General features: G+C 58.7%; 15 protein-coding genes. 13 read left to right on the top strand and 2 right to left on the bottom strand.

From position 1 onward, the window contains the following. Positions 1-1,166 (bottom strand): isovaleryl-CoA dehydrogenase (locus MDG893_RS08355; protein ID WP_007153317.1); only part of this gene is annotated, 1,166 nt, incomplete at its 3' end. Positions 1,167-1,191: 25 nt separating this feature from the next. Further along, positions 1,192-1,638, bottom strand: coding sequence for a MerR family transcriptional regulator (locus MDG893_RS08350; RefSeq protein ID WP_007153316.1), 447 nt, complete (start codon positions 1,636-1,638; stop codon positions 1,192-1,194). A gap of 102 nt (positions 1,639-1,740) precedes the next feature. Here MDG893_RS08350 and MDG893_RS08345 point away from each other — a divergent pair, with 102 nt between their 5' ends. The 13 genes from MDG893_RS08345 to MDG893_RS08285 all read left to right on the top strand — a co-directional run bounded on the left by MDG893_RS08345 (position 1,741) and on the right by MDG893_RS08285 (position 19,210). Continuing rightward, positions 1,741-2,502, top strand: a complete 762-nt coding sequence (locus MDG893_RS08345) for an SDR family NAD(P)-dependent oxidoreductase (protein WP_007153315.1) — start codon at positions 1,741-1,743, stop codon at positions 2,500-2,502. Positions 2,503-3,226: 724 nt separating this feature from the next. Further along, the gene (locus MDG893_RS08340) at positions 3,227-4,537 is read left to right on the top strand and encodes a nucleotide sugar dehydrogenase (RefSeq protein WP_007153314.1); all 1,311 of its coding nucleotides are present in this window, start codon (positions 3,227-3,229) and stop codon (positions 4,535-4,537) included. Positions 4,538-4,621: 84 nt separating this feature from the next. Continuing rightward, positions 4,622-6,106 carry a glycosyltransferase family 2 protein gene (locus tag MDG893_RS08335; RefSeq protein WP_007153313.1) on the top strand — a complete coding sequence of 495 codons (1,485 nt, stop codon included), beginning with the start codon at positions 4,622-4,624 and terminating at the stop codon, positions 6,104-6,106. 64 nt (positions 6,107-6,170) lie between these two features. Continuing rightward, on the top strand, positions 6,171-7,340 hold the full coding sequence (locus tag MDG893_RS08330; RefSeq protein ID WP_007153312.1) for an alginate biosynthesis protein Alg44: 1,170 nt from the start codon (positions 6,171-6,173) through the stop codon (positions 7,338-7,340). A gap of 14 nt (positions 7,341-7,354) precedes the next feature. After that, positions 7,355-8,731: a tetratricopeptide repeat protein gene (locus MDG893_RS08325; RefSeq protein WP_007153311.1), complete on the top strand. Its 1,377-nt coding sequence runs from the start codon at positions 7,355-7,357 to the stop codon at positions 8,729-8,731. A 5-nt stretch (positions 8,732-8,736) separates the two neighbouring features. Then, the gene (locus MDG893_RS08320) at positions 8,737-10,176 is read left to right on the top strand and encodes an alginate export family protein (RefSeq protein WP_007153310.1); all 1,440 of its coding nucleotides are present in this window, start codon (positions 8,737-8,739) and stop codon (positions 10,174-10,176) included. Between the two features lie 9 nt (positions 10,177-10,185). Continuing rightward, positions 10,186-11,778 (top strand): NosD domain-containing protein, encoded by a 1,593-nt coding sequence (locus MDG893_RS08315; protein ID WP_007153309.1) that lies wholly within the window; start codon positions 10,186-10,188, stop codon positions 11,776-11,778. A gap of 1 nt (position 11,779) precedes the next feature. Then, positions 11,780-13,198 (top strand): MBOAT family O-acyltransferase, encoded by a 1,419-nt coding sequence (locus MDG893_RS08310; RefSeq protein ID WP_007153308.1) that lies wholly within the window; start codon positions 11,780-11,782, stop codon positions 13,196-13,198. A gap of 11 nt (positions 13,199-13,209) precedes the next feature. Next, positions 13,210-14,361: an alginate O-acetyltransferase gene (locus MDG893_RS08305; protein WP_007153307.1), complete on the top strand. Its 1,152-nt coding sequence runs from the start codon at positions 13,210-13,212 to the stop codon at positions 14,359-14,361. Positions 14,362-14,372: 11 nt separating this feature from the next. Beyond that, complete coding sequence (locus MDG893_RS08300; protein ID WP_007153306.1) at positions 14,373-15,026, top strand: alginate O-acetyltransferase AlgF; 654 nt, start codon at positions 14,373-14,375, stop codon at positions 15,024-15,026. Continuing rightward, positions 15,023-16,447, top strand: a complete 1,425-nt coding sequence (locus MDG893_RS08295) for an alginate O-acetyltransferase AlgX-related protein (RefSeq protein ID WP_007153305.1) — start codon at positions 15,023-15,025, stop codon at positions 16,445-16,447. Before MDG893_RS08300 ends, MDG893_RS08295 begins: the two co-directional genes overlap by 4 nt. Positions 16,448-16,480: 33 nt before the next feature. Beyond that, positions 16,481-17,665, top strand: a complete 1,185-nt coding sequence (locus MDG893_RS08290; protein ID WP_007153304.1) for an alginate lyase family protein — start codon at positions 16,481-16,483, stop codon at positions 17,663-17,665. 81 nt (positions 17,666-17,746) lie between these two features. Next, positions 17,747-19,210 carry a mannose-1-phosphate guanylyltransferase/mannose-6-phosphate isomerase gene (locus tag MDG893_RS08285; protein ID WP_007153303.1) on the top strand — a complete coding sequence of 488 codons (1,464 nt, stop codon included), beginning with the start codon at positions 17,747-17,749 and terminating at the stop codon, positions 19,208-19,210. The last annotated feature ends 69 nt before the right edge of the window (positions 19,211-19,279 follow it).

Genomic DNA, 19,279 nt, shown 5'->3' with positions numbered 1-19,279 from the left:
TAGTTGTTGAGATAAAGCTCCCGACCAATCAGCATCCGGCGGATTTCGGACGTGCCGGCGCCGATTTCGTAGAGCTTGGCGTCCCGCAGCAAACGGCCTGTCGGATACTCGTTGATGTAGCCGTTACCGCCCAGCAACTGGATGGCGTCCAGCGCCAGCTTGGTGGCCATTTCGGCGGAGTAGAGGATGGCACCGGCGGCGTCTTTTCTTGTGGTGTTGCCGCGGTCGGCGGACATGGCGACCATGTAGACGTACGACTTGGCGGTGTTCATCCAGGTGTACATATCGGCGACTTTGCCCTGTACCAGTTCGAATTCACCGATGGCCTGGCCGAATTGCTTACGCTCGCGGATGTAGGGAACCACCACGTCCATAGCGGCCTGCATAATGCCCAGCGGGCCGCCGGAGAGGACAAGGCGTTCGTAGTCGAGGCCGCTCATCAGCACTTTGGCGCCGTTGCCTTCGCCGCCCATGACGTTTTCCTTGGGCACTTTGGCGTCTTCGAACACCAGCTCACAGGTGTTGGAGCCGCGCATACCAAGTTTGTCGAGTTTCTGGGCCTGGCTGAATCCCGGGGTGTCGCGTTCGACGATGAATGCGGTGATGCCACGCGGGCCGGCGGACGGGTCGGTTTTGGCGTAGATGACGTAGACGTTGGCGTCGGGGCCGTTGGTGATCCACATTTTGCTGCCATTGAGCACGTAGTGGTCGCCGGCGTCTTTGGCGCTGAGCTTCATGGAGACGACATCGGAACCGGCGTTGGGTTCGGACATGGCCAGGGCGCCGATGTGTTCACCGCTGATGAGCTTTGGCAGGTATTTCTCTTTCTGCTCGTCGGAGCCGTTGCGGTTGATCTGGTTAACGCACAGGTTGGAGTGCGCGCCGTAAGAGAGTCCCACGGAAGCGGAGGCACGGCTGATTTCCTCCATGGCGATGACGTGTGCCAGGTAGCCCATGCCGGAGCCGCCGTAGGCTTCGTCAACGGTAATACCCAGCAGGCCCATGTCACCGAACTTTTTCCACAGGTCGTTGGGGAACAGGTTGTCATGGTCGATGGCTTCGGCGCGGGGGGCGATTTCTTGGGCAGCGAAGCCGTTGACCTGCTCGCGCAGCATGTCCAGGGTCTCGCCGAGGCCGAAGTTGAACTCTGAGTATTGTGATTTCATGGTTGGCTACCTTTTGGTCTTCCCGTTATTTCTGATCTATCGATTCAGGCTCTTTGGTGGTGGCCTTCGTCTGTTTACGCTTTCGCGCTTGCAGGTCAGCAAGGGCCTCGCGGCATCTTGCTTCTGCGGTGTCCATTTCCATTTCTGCCTGGGCAATGTCGTTTTTCTGTTGCTCCAGTTGCGCCCGTTTGCGGGCCAGGGTGTCCAGCATCAGCAGGAGCTGTTTCTCGTTGCCGCTGAGGGTTTCGTCCCACAGGTCAAAAAGCTCCTTGGTTTCCGCCAGGGAAAAGCCCATGCGTTTGCCCCGGAGGATCAGCTTCAGCCGCACCCGGTCCTTCGAGCTGAAGATTCGGGTCTGGCCCCGCCGGGTGGGGTGCAGTAGACCCTGATCTTCGTAGAAGCGTACGCTTCGTGTAGTCACGTCGAACTCTTTGGCCAGCTCGCTGATGCTGTAAGTTTTCTTGATGTCCATAGAGATTTCCTTTTTAGACTTAGGTTAGATAAAGTTTACGTAAACGTAAAGTATTTTTAAGGTCCGATTTAAACCAGCAGATACGTGAAACAGGAGTGAATGATGGAATTCAAAAATGTGGCAGCGATTGTAACAGGCGGTGCATCCGGCTTGGGCGAGGGTTCAGCACGTGCCCTGGCGGCGGCCGGGTGCCGTGTGGCGATTCTGGATGTTCAGGAGGAACAGGGTAGAAAAGTGGCGGAAGACATCGGCGGCGTCTTTATCTACTGCGATGTTACGTCTTCCGAGAGTGCAGAGGCCGCGTTCAGCGAAGCTCGGAAAGCTCACGGGCCCTGCGGCGTGGCGGTCAGCTGCGCGGGCATTGCCCCGGCTGCAAAGATCCTGGGTCGGGATGGTGTGATGCCGTTGGAGGCATTCAGCAAGGTGGTTCAGGTCAACCTGATTGGGTCCTTCAACATTCTGCGTCTCGCCGCGGCCGATATGGCGCAGCGGGAACCCAATGCTGACGGTGAGCGGGGTGTGATTATCAACACGGCGTCTGTGGCGGCGTACGAGGGGCAGATTGGGCAGGCAGCCTACAGTGCGTCGAAGGGCGGCGTGGTGTCGCTGACACTTCAGGCCGCCCGCGAGCTTGCCCGGGAAGGTATTCGGGTAAACACCATTGCTCCGGGAATTTTCATGACGCCGATGATGGCGGGTATGCCGCAGGAAGTGCAGGACAGCCTCGCTGCCACGCTGCCTTTCCCCAAGCGGTTGGGCAAGGCCGAGGAGTTTGGCATGTTGGTGGATCAGATGGTGCGCAACCCCATCCTCAACGGTGAGGTTATTCGACTGGACTGTGCGCTGCGCATGGCGCCTAAATAAAGTGGTGGCTCGTTAACGCGAATCTCGTCTCTTTGGTAAGGCTAAGTGGTGAGGTTCAGAGGTGGAACTCAGTCGGTGATCGGCTGAGTTTCGCTGTTTTTGAGCGGTATTTTTCTCGATACGACCCTGTATAACGACGAAAGATTCAAATGGGTTCCATACGAAAAAATCGCGTTTGATTCGATTTTATAATATCGATTTTTATTTTTTTGCGATTACGAAATAGAAAAGCGCACTCCTTTCTCTCATATGTGCCTTATCGGTGCATGCTCTGATGATTTCCTTTTTCATTTCTTCTGCGTTGTCAGGCCACTAGGTTTTTACTGTCTTTCATAAATGCACACCCAAGACAGAGACATGTATCTCCTGACTATAGTTGAAATTATCTTTTCGTAACAGGTATTTAACGTTTCGTTACGATAGTTTTCTGGCTGTTGGAACGCTGTGGACGACGTAGATCGCTTGCCGGTGATTTGTCCGTCTTCGTGTTCCCCCAACTCAAACTGGATACTCAAAAGGCGCATCAGGGCAACGTTTTCTGTTGAGCTTGCCTGTTCGTAATCAGACACCGGTCGCGGGGAAAAGTTCAAAAAAGAACCTCTTCCCGATTCGGGGTTGCTGTTCCGAGCCTTTTGAGTGTCACCAGTCAACCAGTAGTCAGTCGTTGGATTCATGGTGGCTCCCGGGTGGGAGTCGCTGGATGACAGTCAGGGGAGTAAAGGATATGCGAGTCAGTATTTTTGGTTTGGGTTATGTCGGGGCGGTGTGTACCGCCAGTCTGGCCCAGCGGGGGCATCACGTGGTCGGTGTGGATGTGTCGCCCATCAAAATTGATCTGATCAACAGCGGCAGGTCTCCTATCGTGGAGCCGGGGCTGGAGGAACTGCTCCGGAGCGGGCGCGAGAACGGATTTATCAACGGCGTTACCGACGGTCACATCGCGGTTCAGGAGAGCGAACTGTCGATGATCTGCGTGGGCACGCCCAGCAAGCCGAATGGCGATCTTGACCTGCAGTTTGTCGAAAAAGTGTGTGGCGACATCGGGAATGCTCTGAAGGACAAGGGTGACTGGCACCTGGTGGCGGTTCGCAGCACGGTCCTGCCCGGAACCGTTCGCGAGGTGGTCATCCCCGCTCTGGAGAAGGCGTCTGGAAAACGCGCCGGCGTTGATTTCGGTGTCTGTGTGAACCCGGAGTTCCTGCGGGAAAGCACGGCAATCAAGGATTATGATCACCCTCCGATGACGGTCATTGGTGAACTCGACGAACGCTCTGGCGAGTTCCTGGCACGAATCTACCAGGACCTTGATGCGCCTATCATCCGCAAGCCCATCGAAGTGGCTGAGATGATCAAGTACACCTGCAACATCTGGCACGCGACCAAAGTCAGCTTTGCCAACGAAATCGGCAATATTGCCAAGTCGATGGGCGTGGACGGCCGGGATGTCATGGATGTGGTCTGCCAGGACAAGAAGCTGAACATCTCACGCTACTACATGCGCCCTGGCTTCGCCTTCGGCGGTTCCTGCCTACCCAAAGACGTGCGCGCTCTGACCTACCGGGCCAATCAGATGGACGTGAAGCACCCACTGCTGAGCTCCATCATGAGCAGCAACAATGAGCAGGTTGCCCACGCGTTCAAGATCCTCACCAGCTATGGCTGCCGCAAGGTGAGCATGCTGGGCCTGAGCTTCAAGTCCAACACCGACGATCTGCGGGAAAGCCCGCTGGTGGAACTGGCCGAGATGCTGATTGGCAAGGGGTATGACCTGCAGATCTTTGACCGCAATGTGGATTACGCCCGAACCCACGGCGCCAACCGCGAATACATCAACCAGAAAATTCCGCACCTCTCGAACCTGATGCACAGCGACTTGCGTGGCGTGATTGATCACGCGGACGTGATCGTGGTCGGTAACAACGACGAGCTGTTCGAAACGGTGATTTCGGAAGTGCCGGAAGGCAAGCGGGTGATTGACCTTGTGGGCTTCATGAAGACCACAAGTACCGAGGTGCTGGAAGGCATCTGCTGGTAAGTCCGCTCCCGCTGCGCGCCGCTCTGATTTGCTGGGGCGGTGCGCTGAATCAACGCACGGAACGTTATTTCAGGAACGTACGGAATGTCTTATATCTCCGACAACATGGTGTCCAGAACGGGTGGGTGGTTGCTGTTTCTGGCCGTCCTTGGGGCGCTGGCAATCTCACTGCCCACCACCTACACGGTGAGGGGCGGCGCCCATTTCCTTCTGGTCATCGGGGTGATTGGTATCTGGCGGTATTCCGTGGGTATCACGCACTTTCTGCGGGCGATGTATTTCCTTAAATGGGCGTACCCAAAGCTTCGTCGCCAGGCGCTCAGGATGGGCGACTCGGCTGCGCCGTCCCATGTCTACCTGATGGTGACCAGCTTTCGTATCGACGCGGGTACCACCGCGATGGTCTACGACTCCATCATTAGTGAGGCCGTCGAGTGTGGCTGGCCCACCACGGTGGTGGCGTCGGTAGTTGAGCTGTCCGATGAGATGCTGATGCGGGCCATGTGGCGCAAGCTCGACCCACCCAGCCACATCAAGCTCAAGATTGTACGCATTCCCGGCACCGGTAAACGCGATGGCCTGGCCTATGGCTTCCGGGCGATTTCACGGGACCTGCCCGATGAAAACGCCGTGGTCGCCGTGGTGGATGGCGATACCGTTCTGGAGCCTGGCGTGGTGCGCAAAACCGCGCCCTATTTCCGCCTGATGCCGAATGTCGGCGCGCTGACCACCAACGAGTTCTGCGAAGTGCGCGGCAGCTACCTGATGTCGGAGTGGCACAAGCTGAGATTCGCCCAGCGACACATGAACATGTGCTCCATGGGGCTGTCGTACCGGGTTCTCACGCTGACCGGCCGGATGTCGGTGTTCCGGGCCAGTGTGGTCACTCGCCCGGAGTTCATCAGCGACGTCGAGTACGACTCCCTCAAGCATTGGCGGCTGGGTGAATTCCGGTTCCTGACCGGCGACGACAAGTCCAGCTGGTACAGCATGATGCGCCTGGGCTACGACACTTTCTACGTGCCGGACGCGACCATTCGTACGGTCGAACACCCGCCTGATCCCAGCTTCATCCGTTCCGCACGGCAGTTGATGTTTCGCTGGTATGGCAACTCGCTGCGCCAGAACTCGCGGGCGACCACGCTCGGCCCACGGCGCCTTGGCTGGTTTACCTGGTACATCCTGTTTGATCAGCGCATTTCGATGTGGACCAGCATCCTGGGGCTGACAGCCGCCATTGTCGCAGCCATCAAGTATTCCGGCATTGTGCTGGTGGCCTACTTGTTGTGGATCGGGCTTACCCGACTGCTGCTTACGATGCTGCTGATCGCCACCGGGCACCCGGTTGGGCCGGCTTACCCGTGCATTCTCTATTTCAACCAGATTTTCGGGTCACTGGTGAAGATCTATGTGTTTTTCCGGCTCGATCGTCAGTCGTGGACACGTCAGAAAACCCGATTCAGCGCCAACAACGCTTCCCTCCAGCAACGCATGAACCGCTGGTCGTCACGAGTGATGACCTTTTCCGCGGCCAGTGTCTTCCTGGCGGTGGTGATGAAGCTGGTATAGCGCAAACGGAGATTTTTCCCATGTACACCATTTATCGATTGAAAAAAACACAAGGGCTAGAGCAATGAATACGGCAGCAGTTGCACCGCAATTTGTCCATGAATCCGAAGCACAGCGACAGTATGCCCGGGTACGAATTCCGGCCAAGTTGTTCGTGAGCATCGACGGCACAACCCACAAATTTCCGGTGGCTGACCTGTCGGTCGGCGGGTTCAGCGTGAACACCGGCCTGGAATCGTTCCGTCAGGGCCGGTTGTACAACGGCCGGCTGATTTTCAAGGTCGACGGCTTCGATTTCGCCGTTGATGTGAACTTCGTACCGCGCAGCTTCGACTCGATGAATGATCGCTGCGGGTGCGAGTTCCAGGATCTCGGCGCACGGGAAGTATCGGTGTTGCGATACCTCATCACGGCCTTCCTGAGTGGGGAGGTGGTGTCTGCCGGGGATGTTCTCAACACCCTGTCCCGCGAGAATTTCACCAAGGCCCGCAAAAGCAAGGGCGGCAACGACCTTGGGTTCTTCGGCAAGCTCAGGGCGATGGTTGGAAGCCTGATCGTGATGATGATCGGCTTGTTTGCGATCAGTTTTGTGGCCTCTGAACTCTGGGACATCTACTTCGTGACCAAGGCGGAATCCGCCATGGTGGCCTCGGAGCAAATCCCGGTTCGCATCCCCAAGGACGCCAACGTCACCACGCTGGTCAAGTCCGGGCAGGAGGTCAAGGCGGGTGAAACCATCGCCACCTTCGACGCGCCGATGCTGTCGTACGTGAACGACCTGGTGGGCGAAGGCAACTACAGCGTGGGCCAGATTGAGGAGCTGCTGGACCAGCGCGTCCGCGGAACGCTGACCAGTCCCTGTGATTGCAAGGTGCTGAACCTGCGGCCGGCAGAAGACCAGTACATGAGCAAAGGGGAGCAACTGGCGGTTGTGGCTCCCATGGATTCGTCCGCTCACGTGGTTGCCAACTTCATGTTCGAGCAGGGCGAAAAGCTTGATGAGGGGCAACAGGTGACGTTGCGGCTGCCAAATGGCCAGGAGCAGAGCGGCCGGATCACATCCCTGTACGTGAACTCCCAGAACCAGGGTGGCCCGATTGATGTGATCAGCGCGTCCATCGAATCGTCCGAGCCGCTGCCGATTGAGGCCATCGGGCGGCCGATCGGTGTCAGGATCGATCAGTTCCAGATGCCGGATTTCAAGAAGATCGTTGAACGGTTTTCGGAAAGCTGAGGGAGTTGCAGGGCATGAATCGATTAACGTGCATTGTCGGCCTGCTGAGCCTTGGCCTTGCCGGTTGCGGCAACCTCCCCGACATACAGCGGGCGGAGAAAGCAGCGGCCGAGGGCAATGTGGAGGAAGCCCGGGCCCAGTTGGAAGAACTGGCCCGTTTTGGCCTGGCGGATGCCCAGGTTGAGCTGGGCGACCTTTACGCCGAACAGGACACGCCGGCGGCACGTCAGCAGGCTCTGGACTGGTACCGGAAGGCTGCCGACCAGGGCAGTGACCGGGCGGCCATCCGCATAGGCAAGATGAATGCGCGGGAAGGGGAAACGCCGGAGCAGCGGGCCAATGGCGCCCGCTACCTGCGCAAAGCGCTTGCCGAAGGCGACAAGTCGGCGTTGATCCCGTTGATCAACCTGTACATCCATTTTCCCCGGGAGTTCCCCAACGGCAAACCGCTTGAGCTGATTCAGCAGGCGCGGGAAGCCGGCGATCCCAAAGGCGACGTGGCACTGGCTCGCTACTACCTGCTGACGGACCAGTTCGACAGCCACACGGATGACATTGAAGGGTTGTGCGCGCCTATTGCCGAGGCCCAGCCCGAATGCTTCCAAATGCTTGCCAGAGTGTATCTGGTTGACGGCCGGAGTGAGGATTTGAAGGCACTTATCGACCGGGCCAAGGGCGCCTGGGAACAGGGCAGCATTGAAGATCGCGATCTGTACCTGTTCGCGCGGTGGTTGTCGGACGACGAAACCCCGCAAAAGCAGGTGGCTGCCACCAACGAACTTTACCTGATGCTGACGCCTGGCTATGTACCCGCCCTGACGGCGCGCGCCAAGCTGATCATGGAGAACAACTACCTCGCTGAACCGGAGGTCGTTATCGAAATGCTTCGGGAGGCGCGGGCCAACGGTGACCTGAAGGCGTCGCTGTCACTGGCCCGGGCCTATGAGCGAGGCCGCATTGTGCCGACCGATCCGAAGAAAGCGATCCAGTACGCGATGGAAGCGCGTGAAAAATACCCCTCGGCGGAATACCTGCTCGGGCGCATCTACAAGCGTGGCTACCTCGGTGAACCAGATCCCGAAAAGGCGAAAGAGCATCTTCTGACGGCCGCACGCCGAGGCTTCCCCAAGGCCGATTATGCCCTCGCGGAACTGTACTGGGAGGCAAAAGGCATCGAGGTAAACCGAGTTTACGCGTGGAGTTTCGCCTTGCTGGCCGTGGAGGGCGGTGTTGAGCGCGCCAAAGAATTGATGGTGGATATGGTTCTGTCGCTACCAGAGCACACCGAAAAGAGAGCTGAGGCCCTGTACAGGCAGGAACGTGCCGCGCGGCGACAGATGCTCGCCGAAGGCACTTCAGGCCCGGCAACGACCACGAAACAAGGAGGATAAGCTCGATGCAGCTTATAACGAACGATCGATTAACCCGCCTCGCACTCTCTGTCAGTTGCCTGGCATCGCTGGGCGCGGCGCCTGCCTTGGCGCAGTCAACGGCAGAATCCGACGCAAACCAGAGTTATCCACGCCTGATTGAACAGAGCGTGAGATCCAAGCTCAGCCTCATCAGCGAAGGCGATCGACGACTCGGGTTGGGTGCCAATGGCGAGACCAAATCCAACGAAGCGGGTCTTGATATCAAACCCGAATGGGTCTGGCAGTTGTCCCCGCACTGGCGCTCAAAATTGCGCCTTCAGGCGTTTGGCGCAACCGGTCAGGTGGACGTCAGCGATGAGATCGGCGGCACCACCACCGACGGCTTTTTTGCACTCCGGGAGGCCTGGCTGGATTACAACGGCCTGAGCGATTATCCCGGCGAGTCGATTCGCTTTGGTCGTGAGCGCCTGAAGGAAAACAGCGGTATGTGGTGGGACGATGACATCACCCTCACACGCTGGATCTTCAACACGTCGTTGCTCGACACCACGGTGGGTGTTGCCCAGAAGTTCGCGGAGCTGCGAACCGACAACAACGACCTTCAGGACGAAGAGCAGGACATCGCTCGCTTTTTTGCCCACACGCGCTGGCAATGGCGCAAAGGGCACTACCTGGGATTTCTGGCCACACACGGGCAAGGCTATGGCGATCAGGCCGACGAGTACGCGGCACGCGGCCAGACCCTGGATGACAGTTTTACCGATTCGCTGACCTGGACGGCGATTCAGGCCGACCGAAGCTATTTCGATTGGCATTCCCACGATGCGTTCCAGTACTTCGCCTCCGTGGCGGCGGTGAACGGCACGGACACGGTTGTGGGTGCTGATTCCAGCGCGCCGAGTGGTTTCGGCGCCCGTGATCGAGACGTGTCCGGTTGGGCCGCGGACCTTGGTGCGCGTGCCCAGCTGATGGATACGCCGCGCTTGGTGATTGGCGCTCACGGTGCGATTGCTTCCGGTGGTGGTGAGGCCGGAGAGAGTGACGCGTTCCGGCAAACCAGCCTGGAAAGCAACCGCTCACGGTTTACCGGCACCCGCTCCCAGGTTCAGCGCTTTGGCGAGGCCATTCAGCCGGAATGGACCAACCTGAAAGTGTTCACGCTGTATACCGCGCTCTCTGACCGTGACACCTGGGACGCCAACCTGCTGTACCACCGCTATTGGCTGAGTGATGAGAACGGCACCGTGCGCTCTGATCTGGTCGAGCCCGGTTTTACCGGCAGCAGTGATGATCTGGGCCAGTCGGTGGACCTAGTGCTGGGCTACTACGGCGACAGTGCTTCAACGTCCTGGGCGGCGTTCGATGTGCGTTTCCGTGGCGGCGTTTTCATGCCGGGTGATGCCTACGGTGACGATGCGGATGCCAGGCATCGGGTGGTTGTGGATGTATCGAAGCGGTTCTGAGGAGAGCTCATGATAGCCCGAGAAAACATGTGGGTCCTGAGCCTGCTGATCACCACGCTGACATTGCCGGTACAGGGTGTCGCTGCAGGTAATGCAGGCGCTGGCAGAACGGCGACGCCGCCGCCAGCGATTGCGCCCTTGATGGAAGACTACGACATCGAGATAAAGCCCGGTGAGGAACTGTACCTGCCGGAGCCGGAACTGCCGGATGTGTCAGCGTATAGCCGCGATGCCATCGAGTCACGGCTGGCCGGCCGACCAGACACGGCGCCCAACGTGACGGTTGAGCGGATCGGCGGAGTCAGCGCATTGGGGGATTTCGTCGATGAAGGCCGAGCGCGTGAATGGGTGGTGCGCCAGTTTTCACATCCCCAGGCGATCCTGGTCAACAGTGGCAAAGTCACGCTGGAGGACGTCTATCGTCAGGTGAATGACCGCCGCTACATGGAGCGCAACGAGGATGGCAGCTACATCATCCGGTTGCCGCTTGCGGTCCGCCAGGACGCCACGCTGGTGATGCGTGATCAGACCCTGCGGTTGTCGGAGGAACGGGGCGCCTTTATTGCCAACGATGGCTGGCTGTTTGCCATCGACAGCGAGATTATCGGCTGGCGTGAACAGGCCAATGGCCCGGCGACCTTCCAGAAAAAGGAAAACTTCCGGCCATTCTATGTGGGCTGGGGCGGTAGCGAGAACTTCATCCTCGGCACCACCATGGCCAACCTCGGGTATCTGCAGAGTAAATCCTACGGCTTCACGGTGGCCCAGTATTCCGAGTACGACAACGCACGCCTGCAGCGCAGTGCGCCCCATGCCTGGCTGGTGGAGTCCACCTTCGAGGATCTCTACTACGGGTTTTACTGCTACGAAGCGGAAGACGTTGCCATCGTCGACAACCTGTACCGCGACAACATCGTGTACGGGATCGACCCCCACGACTATTCCAGCGGGCTGATCATTGCCAATAACGAGGTGTATGGCACTCGCGAGAAACACGGAATCATCATTTCCCGTGAGGTGAATAACAGCTGGATCATCGGCAACCGGAGCTATAACAACGGCCTCTCCGGCATCGTTCTTGACCGTCAGAGCTCCAACAACGTGGTGGCCAACAACGTGTCCTTTGACAACCAGGGCGATGGTATCGGGCTCTATGAATCCCCTGACAACCTGCTATGGGGCAATCGCCTGATGAGCAACCTGCGCAATGGCATCCGGGTGCGTAACAGCAGCAACGTCGATGTTTACCACAACGTGGCGGTGCTCAACGGCACCTGGGGCATTTACGGCCAGCTCAAAGACCTGTCAGCCACGGACCGCAACTTCAAGGAAGATTTCTACGATTACGAAGTGTCGATGAGAGTGGTGGGCGGCGAGTTGGCCTCCAACGCCAGTGGCCCCCTGTCCACCGACAATCCTGCCTATATCGCCTTGCACGATGTGGGCATGCGATTCCCACGCTCGGACGTGGGTATCCATTTTGAAGGAGTGCTGGGCAAATACCAGAGGCAGATCTTCGATGCTCTGAGGAACCAGAGCCGAGCGGTGCATATTGAACCTTCGGCCGTTGTATCGGGCCAGGTAACGCAGGCGGAGAACTGACATGGTTTTTTCATCCAATATCTTCCTGTTTCTCTTCCTGCCAGCGTTTTTGGGGCTGTATTACCTGACACCGTTCAGGCACCGCTCTCTGGTTATCCTGATCGGCAGCTACGCCTTCTATGCCTGGTGGCGGGTGGATTTCCTGTTGCTGTTCGTGGCCGTGACCTTCTGGAACTATTTCATCGGTCTGGCCATACACCGCGCCGGTATTGGCACCGCGAGTGCCCGCAAGTGGGTTGCCATCGGTGTTGGCGGTGACCTGGCAACGCTCGGGTACTTCAAGTACGCCAACTTTGGCGTCGACAGCCTGAACGACCTGTTGGTGAGCGCTGGCAGTCAGCCCCTGGAATTGGCGAACATCATCCTGCCCATCGGCATTTCCTTCTACATCTTCCAGGCCATTTCCTACGTGGTGGATGTCTATCGAGGGGATACGGAGCCGACCCGGCGGTTTATCGATTTCGCGGCCTTCATTGCGTTGTTCCCCCAGCTTATTGCCGGGCCGGTGCTGCGTTACAAGGACCTGGCGGACCAATTCACCTACCGCACCCATACCATGGAAAAGTTTGGTGAGGGCGCGTTCCGGTTCATGCAGGGCTTCATCAAGAAAGTCTTCATCGCCGACTCGATAGCACCGCTGGCGGACAGTGCCTTTGCGCTGTCCGACCCCAGTACGGCGGATGCCTGGCTGGGCATACTGGCGTACACCGCGCAGCTGTATTTCGACTTTTCCGGGTACTCCGACATGGCCATTGGCCTGGGACTGATGATGGGCTTCCGGTTTAACGAGAACTTCAACCAGCCCTATATCAGCCAGAGCATTACCGAATTCTGGCGCCGTTGGCACATCAGCCTGTCCTCCTGGCTGCGGGATTACCTGTACATCCCCCTGGGTGGCAACCGCAACAGTACCCTCAAAACCTACCGCAACCTGCTGCTCACCATGTTGCTCGGCGGCCTCTGGCATGGCGCCAACTGGACGTTCCTGTTGTGGGGTGCCTGGCACGGTCTGTTGCTGTCGGTCGAGAGGGCGCTGGGTGTGTCGGGCAGCCCGTCAGGGTTCCGGTTTTTCCGGTGGGCGCTGACCTTCCTGTTCGTGATGCTGGGCTGGGTCACCTTCCGAGCGAGCACGCTCACCGAGGCTTTCGGGTTCTACAGTGCCATGTTCAGCTTCGATGGTGCGGGCCTGAGTGATGTCTATGTTCAGGGCATTCGGGACCTGAACCTGGCGATCCTGGCGGTGGCTTTCGGTGTGATCGCGATGATGGGCCTGAAGGATCGGCTCGGGCACCGTGACGTTGGCCCTATCCTGTCCGGCTGGCGGTCTGCCGCCGCTCCGTTGTTGGTTCCGGTGTTTGCGCTCGCGGTGCTGAAGCTGTCCGCCGAGAGTTTCTCACCGTTCCTGTACTTTCAGTTCTGAGGGTGGGTCTGATGACTAAAACGTCTGCACGAATCACGGCTTTTCTTTTCATCGCGCTGGTTCTGGTTCTGGGTGTGCTGTCCTTGCGACCCTTGCTCGGTTACCAGGCCGAAACAGGGCTGAGTCCGGTCAATGGCGAGTTGGCCCGAAATCTGGAGAGCCACTACGACGATCAGTTCCCGGCCAAGGATCTGGGAACCAACCTCTGGGCCGCGATCAACTACACGCTTTTTGATGAGGGTCGGCAGGGCGTCGTCGTGGGGCAGGATGAGTGGCTGTTCTCCGACGAGGAAATATACCCGGCCAGCCGTGACGGCGAGGTGGTCGATCGCAACCTGGGCCGTGTTCAGCGCGTCGCCGACTATCTGTTGGCCGAGGGCGTTCCTCTGGTTGTGCTGGTGGTGCCCGCCAAGGCCCGAATCCATTCGGACAAGCTGGGCAGCACGCAGCCCGAGCCGGTGATGATGTCGCTGTATGACCGGTTCCAGCAGTCGCTGGCAACGGCAGGCATTCCAGCGCCGGAGCTCAAACCGTTGTTGGATCAAGCGACACGTCACGGCGAGTCGGTGTTCCTGAGAACCGATACCCACTGGTCGCCGAACGGCGCAAACCTCTACGCGGAGGGCGCTGCCGAGTTCATCCGCGATCGCTTCAACGGCCTGTCCTGGGGCGAACAGAGCTTCGTGACATCGATTGGCCAGCCGGTCCAGCACCGCGGTGACTTGCTCAATTACATCCCGGTGGACCCGGCGTTTACCGACTTCGGTCCTGCACCTGACCAACTGGAACCAAGAACAACACGCGCCCAGAACGACGGCCAGGCGAATGCCAGCGCCCTGTTTGGCAATGACGCTACCAACACCGTTCTGGTCGGTACGAGTTATAGCGCCAATGAACAGTGGGATTTCCCCGGCGCCTTGCGAAAGCACCTTGGCCAGGACCTGATCAACGTGGCCGAAGAAGGCGACGGCCCTATCGTACCGATGATCGATTATCTGAACTCTTCCGATTTCCGGGATCAACCGCCGCAACTGGTGATCTGGGAATTCCCTGAGCGTTACCTGGCGCAACCGCTGGAGTCTGAGCAGGCCCAGGCCTGGTTTCGCCGGGCTGACAAAACGCTGACCGCGCAAGCGGATAGCCGTTCTGAAACCAACCCCTGAGGATGATGAAAATGAGAGCACTGATGCACACCGCTTTTTTTGCCCTGATCAGCAGTTTGCTGGTCTCCATGAACATGGCCCAGGCCGGCGAGGACGCGCTTTATGCCGCAGAGGCGCCGGACGGGGCGGCCTTCATTCGCGTGGTGAACGCAGATGCCAGCGGCGCCATCGCTCGCGCCTCTGTGGGCGACAAGGTGATCAAGGAAGTATCGCCGTTGGAGGCGAGCCCCTACATTTACCTTGCGGAGGGTTCCTACCAGGTGGACGTTGCCGGGCAGCAAGCCTCCGTCACCATGAAGAAAAACGAGTTCTACACCGTGGTCGTGCTTGCCTCCGGCAAGTTGAAGGTGCTGAAGGATGTCACCTTCGACAATCCCCGCAAGGCACTGCTGTCTTTCTACAACCTGACCAACACCGGTGGCGTCACGCTGAAGACGTCTGATGGCAAGGTCGATGTTATTGACTCGGTGGGTTCACTGGCGGTGGCCAATCGCGAGATCAACGCCGTTCAGATCGCGCTGGGTGCGTTCCAGAGTGGCCAGGCGCTGGCCAAAACCGGCGAGGTCAATCTGCAACGCGGCAAGGTATTCAGCGTGTTTGCCATTGATGTCGGCGGTGAACCACGGCTGGTGGTTGCGGAAAGCCGGGTGGATACATCGGTATGAAGCAGGTGTTCAGAGGCCGTGGGTTATGGGCGCTGGTTGCGCTCGGGCTGCTCAGTGTCGCGGGTGTAAAGGCCAGCGCCGCCGAGCTGCCTGAATACAACATTGAACGCTGTTGCGACCTGTGCCCACTCACGGCGTACCCATCCAGCTACGACACCGGTTATCTGAAGAATTTCAAGATGCTGGTACAGGGCAAAGACGGCTGGCTGTTCCGTTCGGAAGCGGAGCTGGTTGAACAGTTCGGGCCGAACCTGGAAGGCCTGAAACACCTGAAGCGCTTTGCCAGGCACCTGAAGCAAACCACCGGTACCGAGTTGGTCATGGTGTTCCAGCCGACGAAAGGCCTGGTGCATCCCAACCACCTGCCGGCGACATCACCGGTGCCGTTCAGTTGGAACGTGGCCCGTAAAAACTACTCTGACGCGTTGATGCGTTTTCGTCAGGCAGGGCTGGTGGTTCCGGACTTGACGCCCCTTCTGGACGAAGAATCCCGTGAAGACGCCTTCTTCTTCAAGCGGGATCACCACTGGACACCCTATGGTGCCCGGCGGACCGCGAAAATCGTGGCGGAGCGAATCAAGGATATGCCGGCCTATCAGTCGCTGGCGCAGCAGGAATTCGTGACTCGTCGGTCCGGGTTGATCCGAAAAGACGGGTCGCTTCAGGACGCGGTTAAACGGATCTGCGGCTTCGAATACGGCTCGCAGTACGTCGACGAGTTCCGCACCGAATCGTCCGGTACCGGCCAATCCGCTGAAGCCAGCGCCCTGTTTGGCGACCAGGAATTGCCGCCCATTACCCTGGTGGGCACCAGTAACAGTAAGGGCGCCCAGGACTACAACTTCGTCGGGGCGCTGCAGGAGTTTCTGGGTGTCGAGGTGCTCAACGTGGCGGTTGCTGGCGGCAGCTATGACGGCTCCATGTACGAGTACCTGCTTTCCGACAACTTCCGGGAGTCGCCACCCAAGATCATGATCTGGGAAGTGCCGGGTTATCACAATCTCGACAGTGCCGAGTTCTATCGGCAGGTCACGCCGATGATCAGTGGTGCCTGTGAGAGCCAGGAGCCGGTGCTTCAGAAAACCACGCCGGTCAAGGCCGGCACCACCGAAGTGCTCTACAACGGCGGTGGGCAGTTCATCGAAATGCCCAGCAACGAATACGTTGTTGACCTGCAGTTCAGTGACCCGGGGGTGAAAGAGGTCGATGCCTTCATCTGGTACGTGTTCGGGCGCAAGGACCGCGTGGATATGGAGTACGGCGACCGGGTTGAAACACCTGGCCGGTTTGTCTTCGAGCTCCCCGAAGGGCCGAACTGGAACGATGAGATGTTCATGTCGCTGGACCTCGCGCTGAAACCGGAGCAGGTCTCGGAAGGCTTAACGGTAACCACGAAAATCTGTCGCCGTCAGGACATCTGACGCACATTCATCCAACGCATAGAGAGGATGGTTATGCGAATCCAACAACGCTCTGAACATCGGCAATGGGGCCGGGTGCTGCTGTCTGCGGCGATCACTGCCGTCTTTGGTGTAAGCAGCGTGCACGCCGGGCAGTGCCTGAACGGAGAACTGCGAGCCCCGGTGGGTTATTACCAGACGCCGCAAGAACAGGATGGCGGCGACTACGACTGCGAGCGGGTTGAGCCGCACGTCGGCTCGCTGTCGCTGACCAGCAAGTACAAGGGCAGTGACAGCGCTCGCAACAATCTGAACAAGCAGGCCTATGAGGAGTACAAAAAGGCCACCAGCAACGTGCGTGATTTCGAGAAGGCTGTTATCGCTGCCGCCGATGACTACCAGGTTGATGGCGATGGTCCTGCAGCGCTGGATTGCGTGCTGGACAACCTCGACGCATGGGCGTCATCGGAGGCCCTGTTGACGGAGGACGTCAACCACGTCGGTCAGGCGGTACGCAAATGGGCACTGGCAGCCGCTGCGAACGCCTATCTCAGGATGTGGACGTCGGCGCCGGAGGCCGCCATGGACCTGGAGCGGGCGCGCCGAATTGAGGACTGGTTTCTGCGCTTGAGCGATGGGGTCCGCGATTACTACACGGATCGAAAAGCCAAGAAGGTCAACAACCATGACTACTGGGCGGCCTGGGCCGTGATGTCGGCATCGGTGGCAACCCAGGACTGCGACGACTGGAACTGGTCGCTGGCCAAGTTCGATGAAGCCATGGGGCAGATCAATGAGGACGGTTACCTGCCCAAGGAACTCAGCCGGGAAACTCGGGCCTTGGAATATATGAACTACGCCATGCAGCCCCTGACCATGATCGCGCTGTTTGCCGAGGTCAATGGCAACTCTGTTTACGAGCGTTACCAGGACCAATTTACGAAGATGGCCGGAAATGTCGTCGCGGGGCTGGATGATCCGGAACGAATTGAAGACATCACCGGAGACGAGCAGATTGTCGACGGGCTTTATAAAGCCTGGTCCCTGGCCTGGATGGAACCCTGGCAGGCGGCCTGGGGCCCGGTTGAGGGAATGCCCGCCTTTCTGGACGAACTTCGGCCGATGAAATCCACCCGTCTGGGTGGCGATATTTCCTATCTGTACGGCATTAACCCGCTGTGGCCCGAGGGCGCGCAGCCGGATCCACCCAGCAACATCACCCTAAGTAAACGGTTCTAACGGGCCCTGGTTCAAGGGTCCTGATCAACACGCCAACGGACGTCCCTGTGGTACGTCTTTGTAGAGCAAAGGAGCAGAACGATGATTCCAGTCATACTCTCAGGTGGTAACGGTTCACGGCTTTGGCCGCTCTCGCGCCAGGCCTATCCCAAGCAGTTCCTCCCATTGGTGGGAGAGCAAAGTATGCTGCAGGAAACTCTGTGCCGGTTACCGGTTGACGACACCGAGTCGCCGGTTGTGGTGGCCAACGATGAGCACCGTTTTATTGTCAAAGAGCAGTTGGAGGCCATAGGCCGCCAACCGTTGTCGATCCTGCTGGAGCCGTTTGGCCGCAACACCGCCCCGGCGGTCGCGATGGCCGCGATCGAAGTCGCCAGGAAAGATCCCAAAGCCATCATGCTGGTGTTGCCCGCGGATCATGCCATAGAAAATGTCGAGGCATTCCAGCGAGCCGTTGCCCAAGGGCAGGAAGCCGCCAGATCCGGAGGATTGGTGCTGTTTGGTATTACACCAACCCGGCCGGAAACCGGCTACGGCTATATCGCGGCCGGCCAGTCCGGAGAAGCGCCCGGCGCTGCCAGGCCGGTGTCCCGCTTTATCGAGAAACCGGACGCGGAAAAAGCCGCCGCGCTGTTGTCTGCCGGTGGCTACTACTGGAACAGCGGGATGTTCATGTTCCGCGCCGACAGCTATCTGGCGGAACTGAAAAAACACAGCCCGGACATTTACGACACCTGTCTTCTGGCTGCCCGAAGCCTCGAACGCGACATGGACTTTACCCGTATTCCCTCGGAGATATTCGAGCACTGCCCGGACGATTCCATTGACTACGCGGTGATGGAGAAAACGTCCAAAGCCCTGTTGGTGCCCATGGATGCCGGCTGGAGCGACGTTGGCTCCTGGTCCACGATCTGGGATGTGACCGACAAGGATGAGAACGCCAATGCCATCCTGGGCGACGCCTGCCTGGAAGACAGCGATAACTGCCTGGTGCACACCTCGGACAAGCTGGTGGCCATGTTGGGCGTGAAAGACCTGGTGGTGGTCGACACCAAGGATGCGTTGATGGTTGCCCACAAGGACAAGGTGCAGGACGTCAAGAAACTGGTGAAGCGGCTGAACGCGGACCAACGCTCGGAAACCCGCACGCATCGGCAGGTGTATCGCCCCTGGGGCAGCTACGACAGCATCGATATGGGCAACCGTTTTCAGGTGAAACGCATAAGCGTCAAGCCGGGCGAGAAGCTGTCGCTGCAGAAGCACCATCACCGGGCTGAGCACTGGATCATCGTAAAGGGTACGGCCGAAGTGACCCGTAACGAGGAAACGTTCCTGCTCTCGGAAAACGAATCGACCTACATCCCCATTGGCGCGGTGCACCGGTTGTTCAACCCCGGGTGCATTCCTCTCGAACTGATTGAAGTCCAGTCAGGCGCTTACCTGGGGGAGGATGACATTGAACGCCTGGACGACCGCTACGGTCGCGCCGCGCCCACCCCGGACGTGGAGGAAGAGCAGATTCCGGTGATGTCGGAAAAAGTGTAGGGCCAACGCGGCCCGCTCTGCATAACCGCCGGAGCTGTAAAGAGCGGGCCGCGCCATTGATCGAAGGTT

The sequence above is a fragment of the Marinobacter algicola DG893 genome, from assembly GCF_000170835.1.
GTDB lineage: Bacteria > Pseudomonadota > Gammaproteobacteria > Pseudomonadales > Oleiphilaceae > Marinobacter > Marinobacter algicola.
This window is presented reverse-complemented; position numbering and strand designations above follow the sequence as displayed.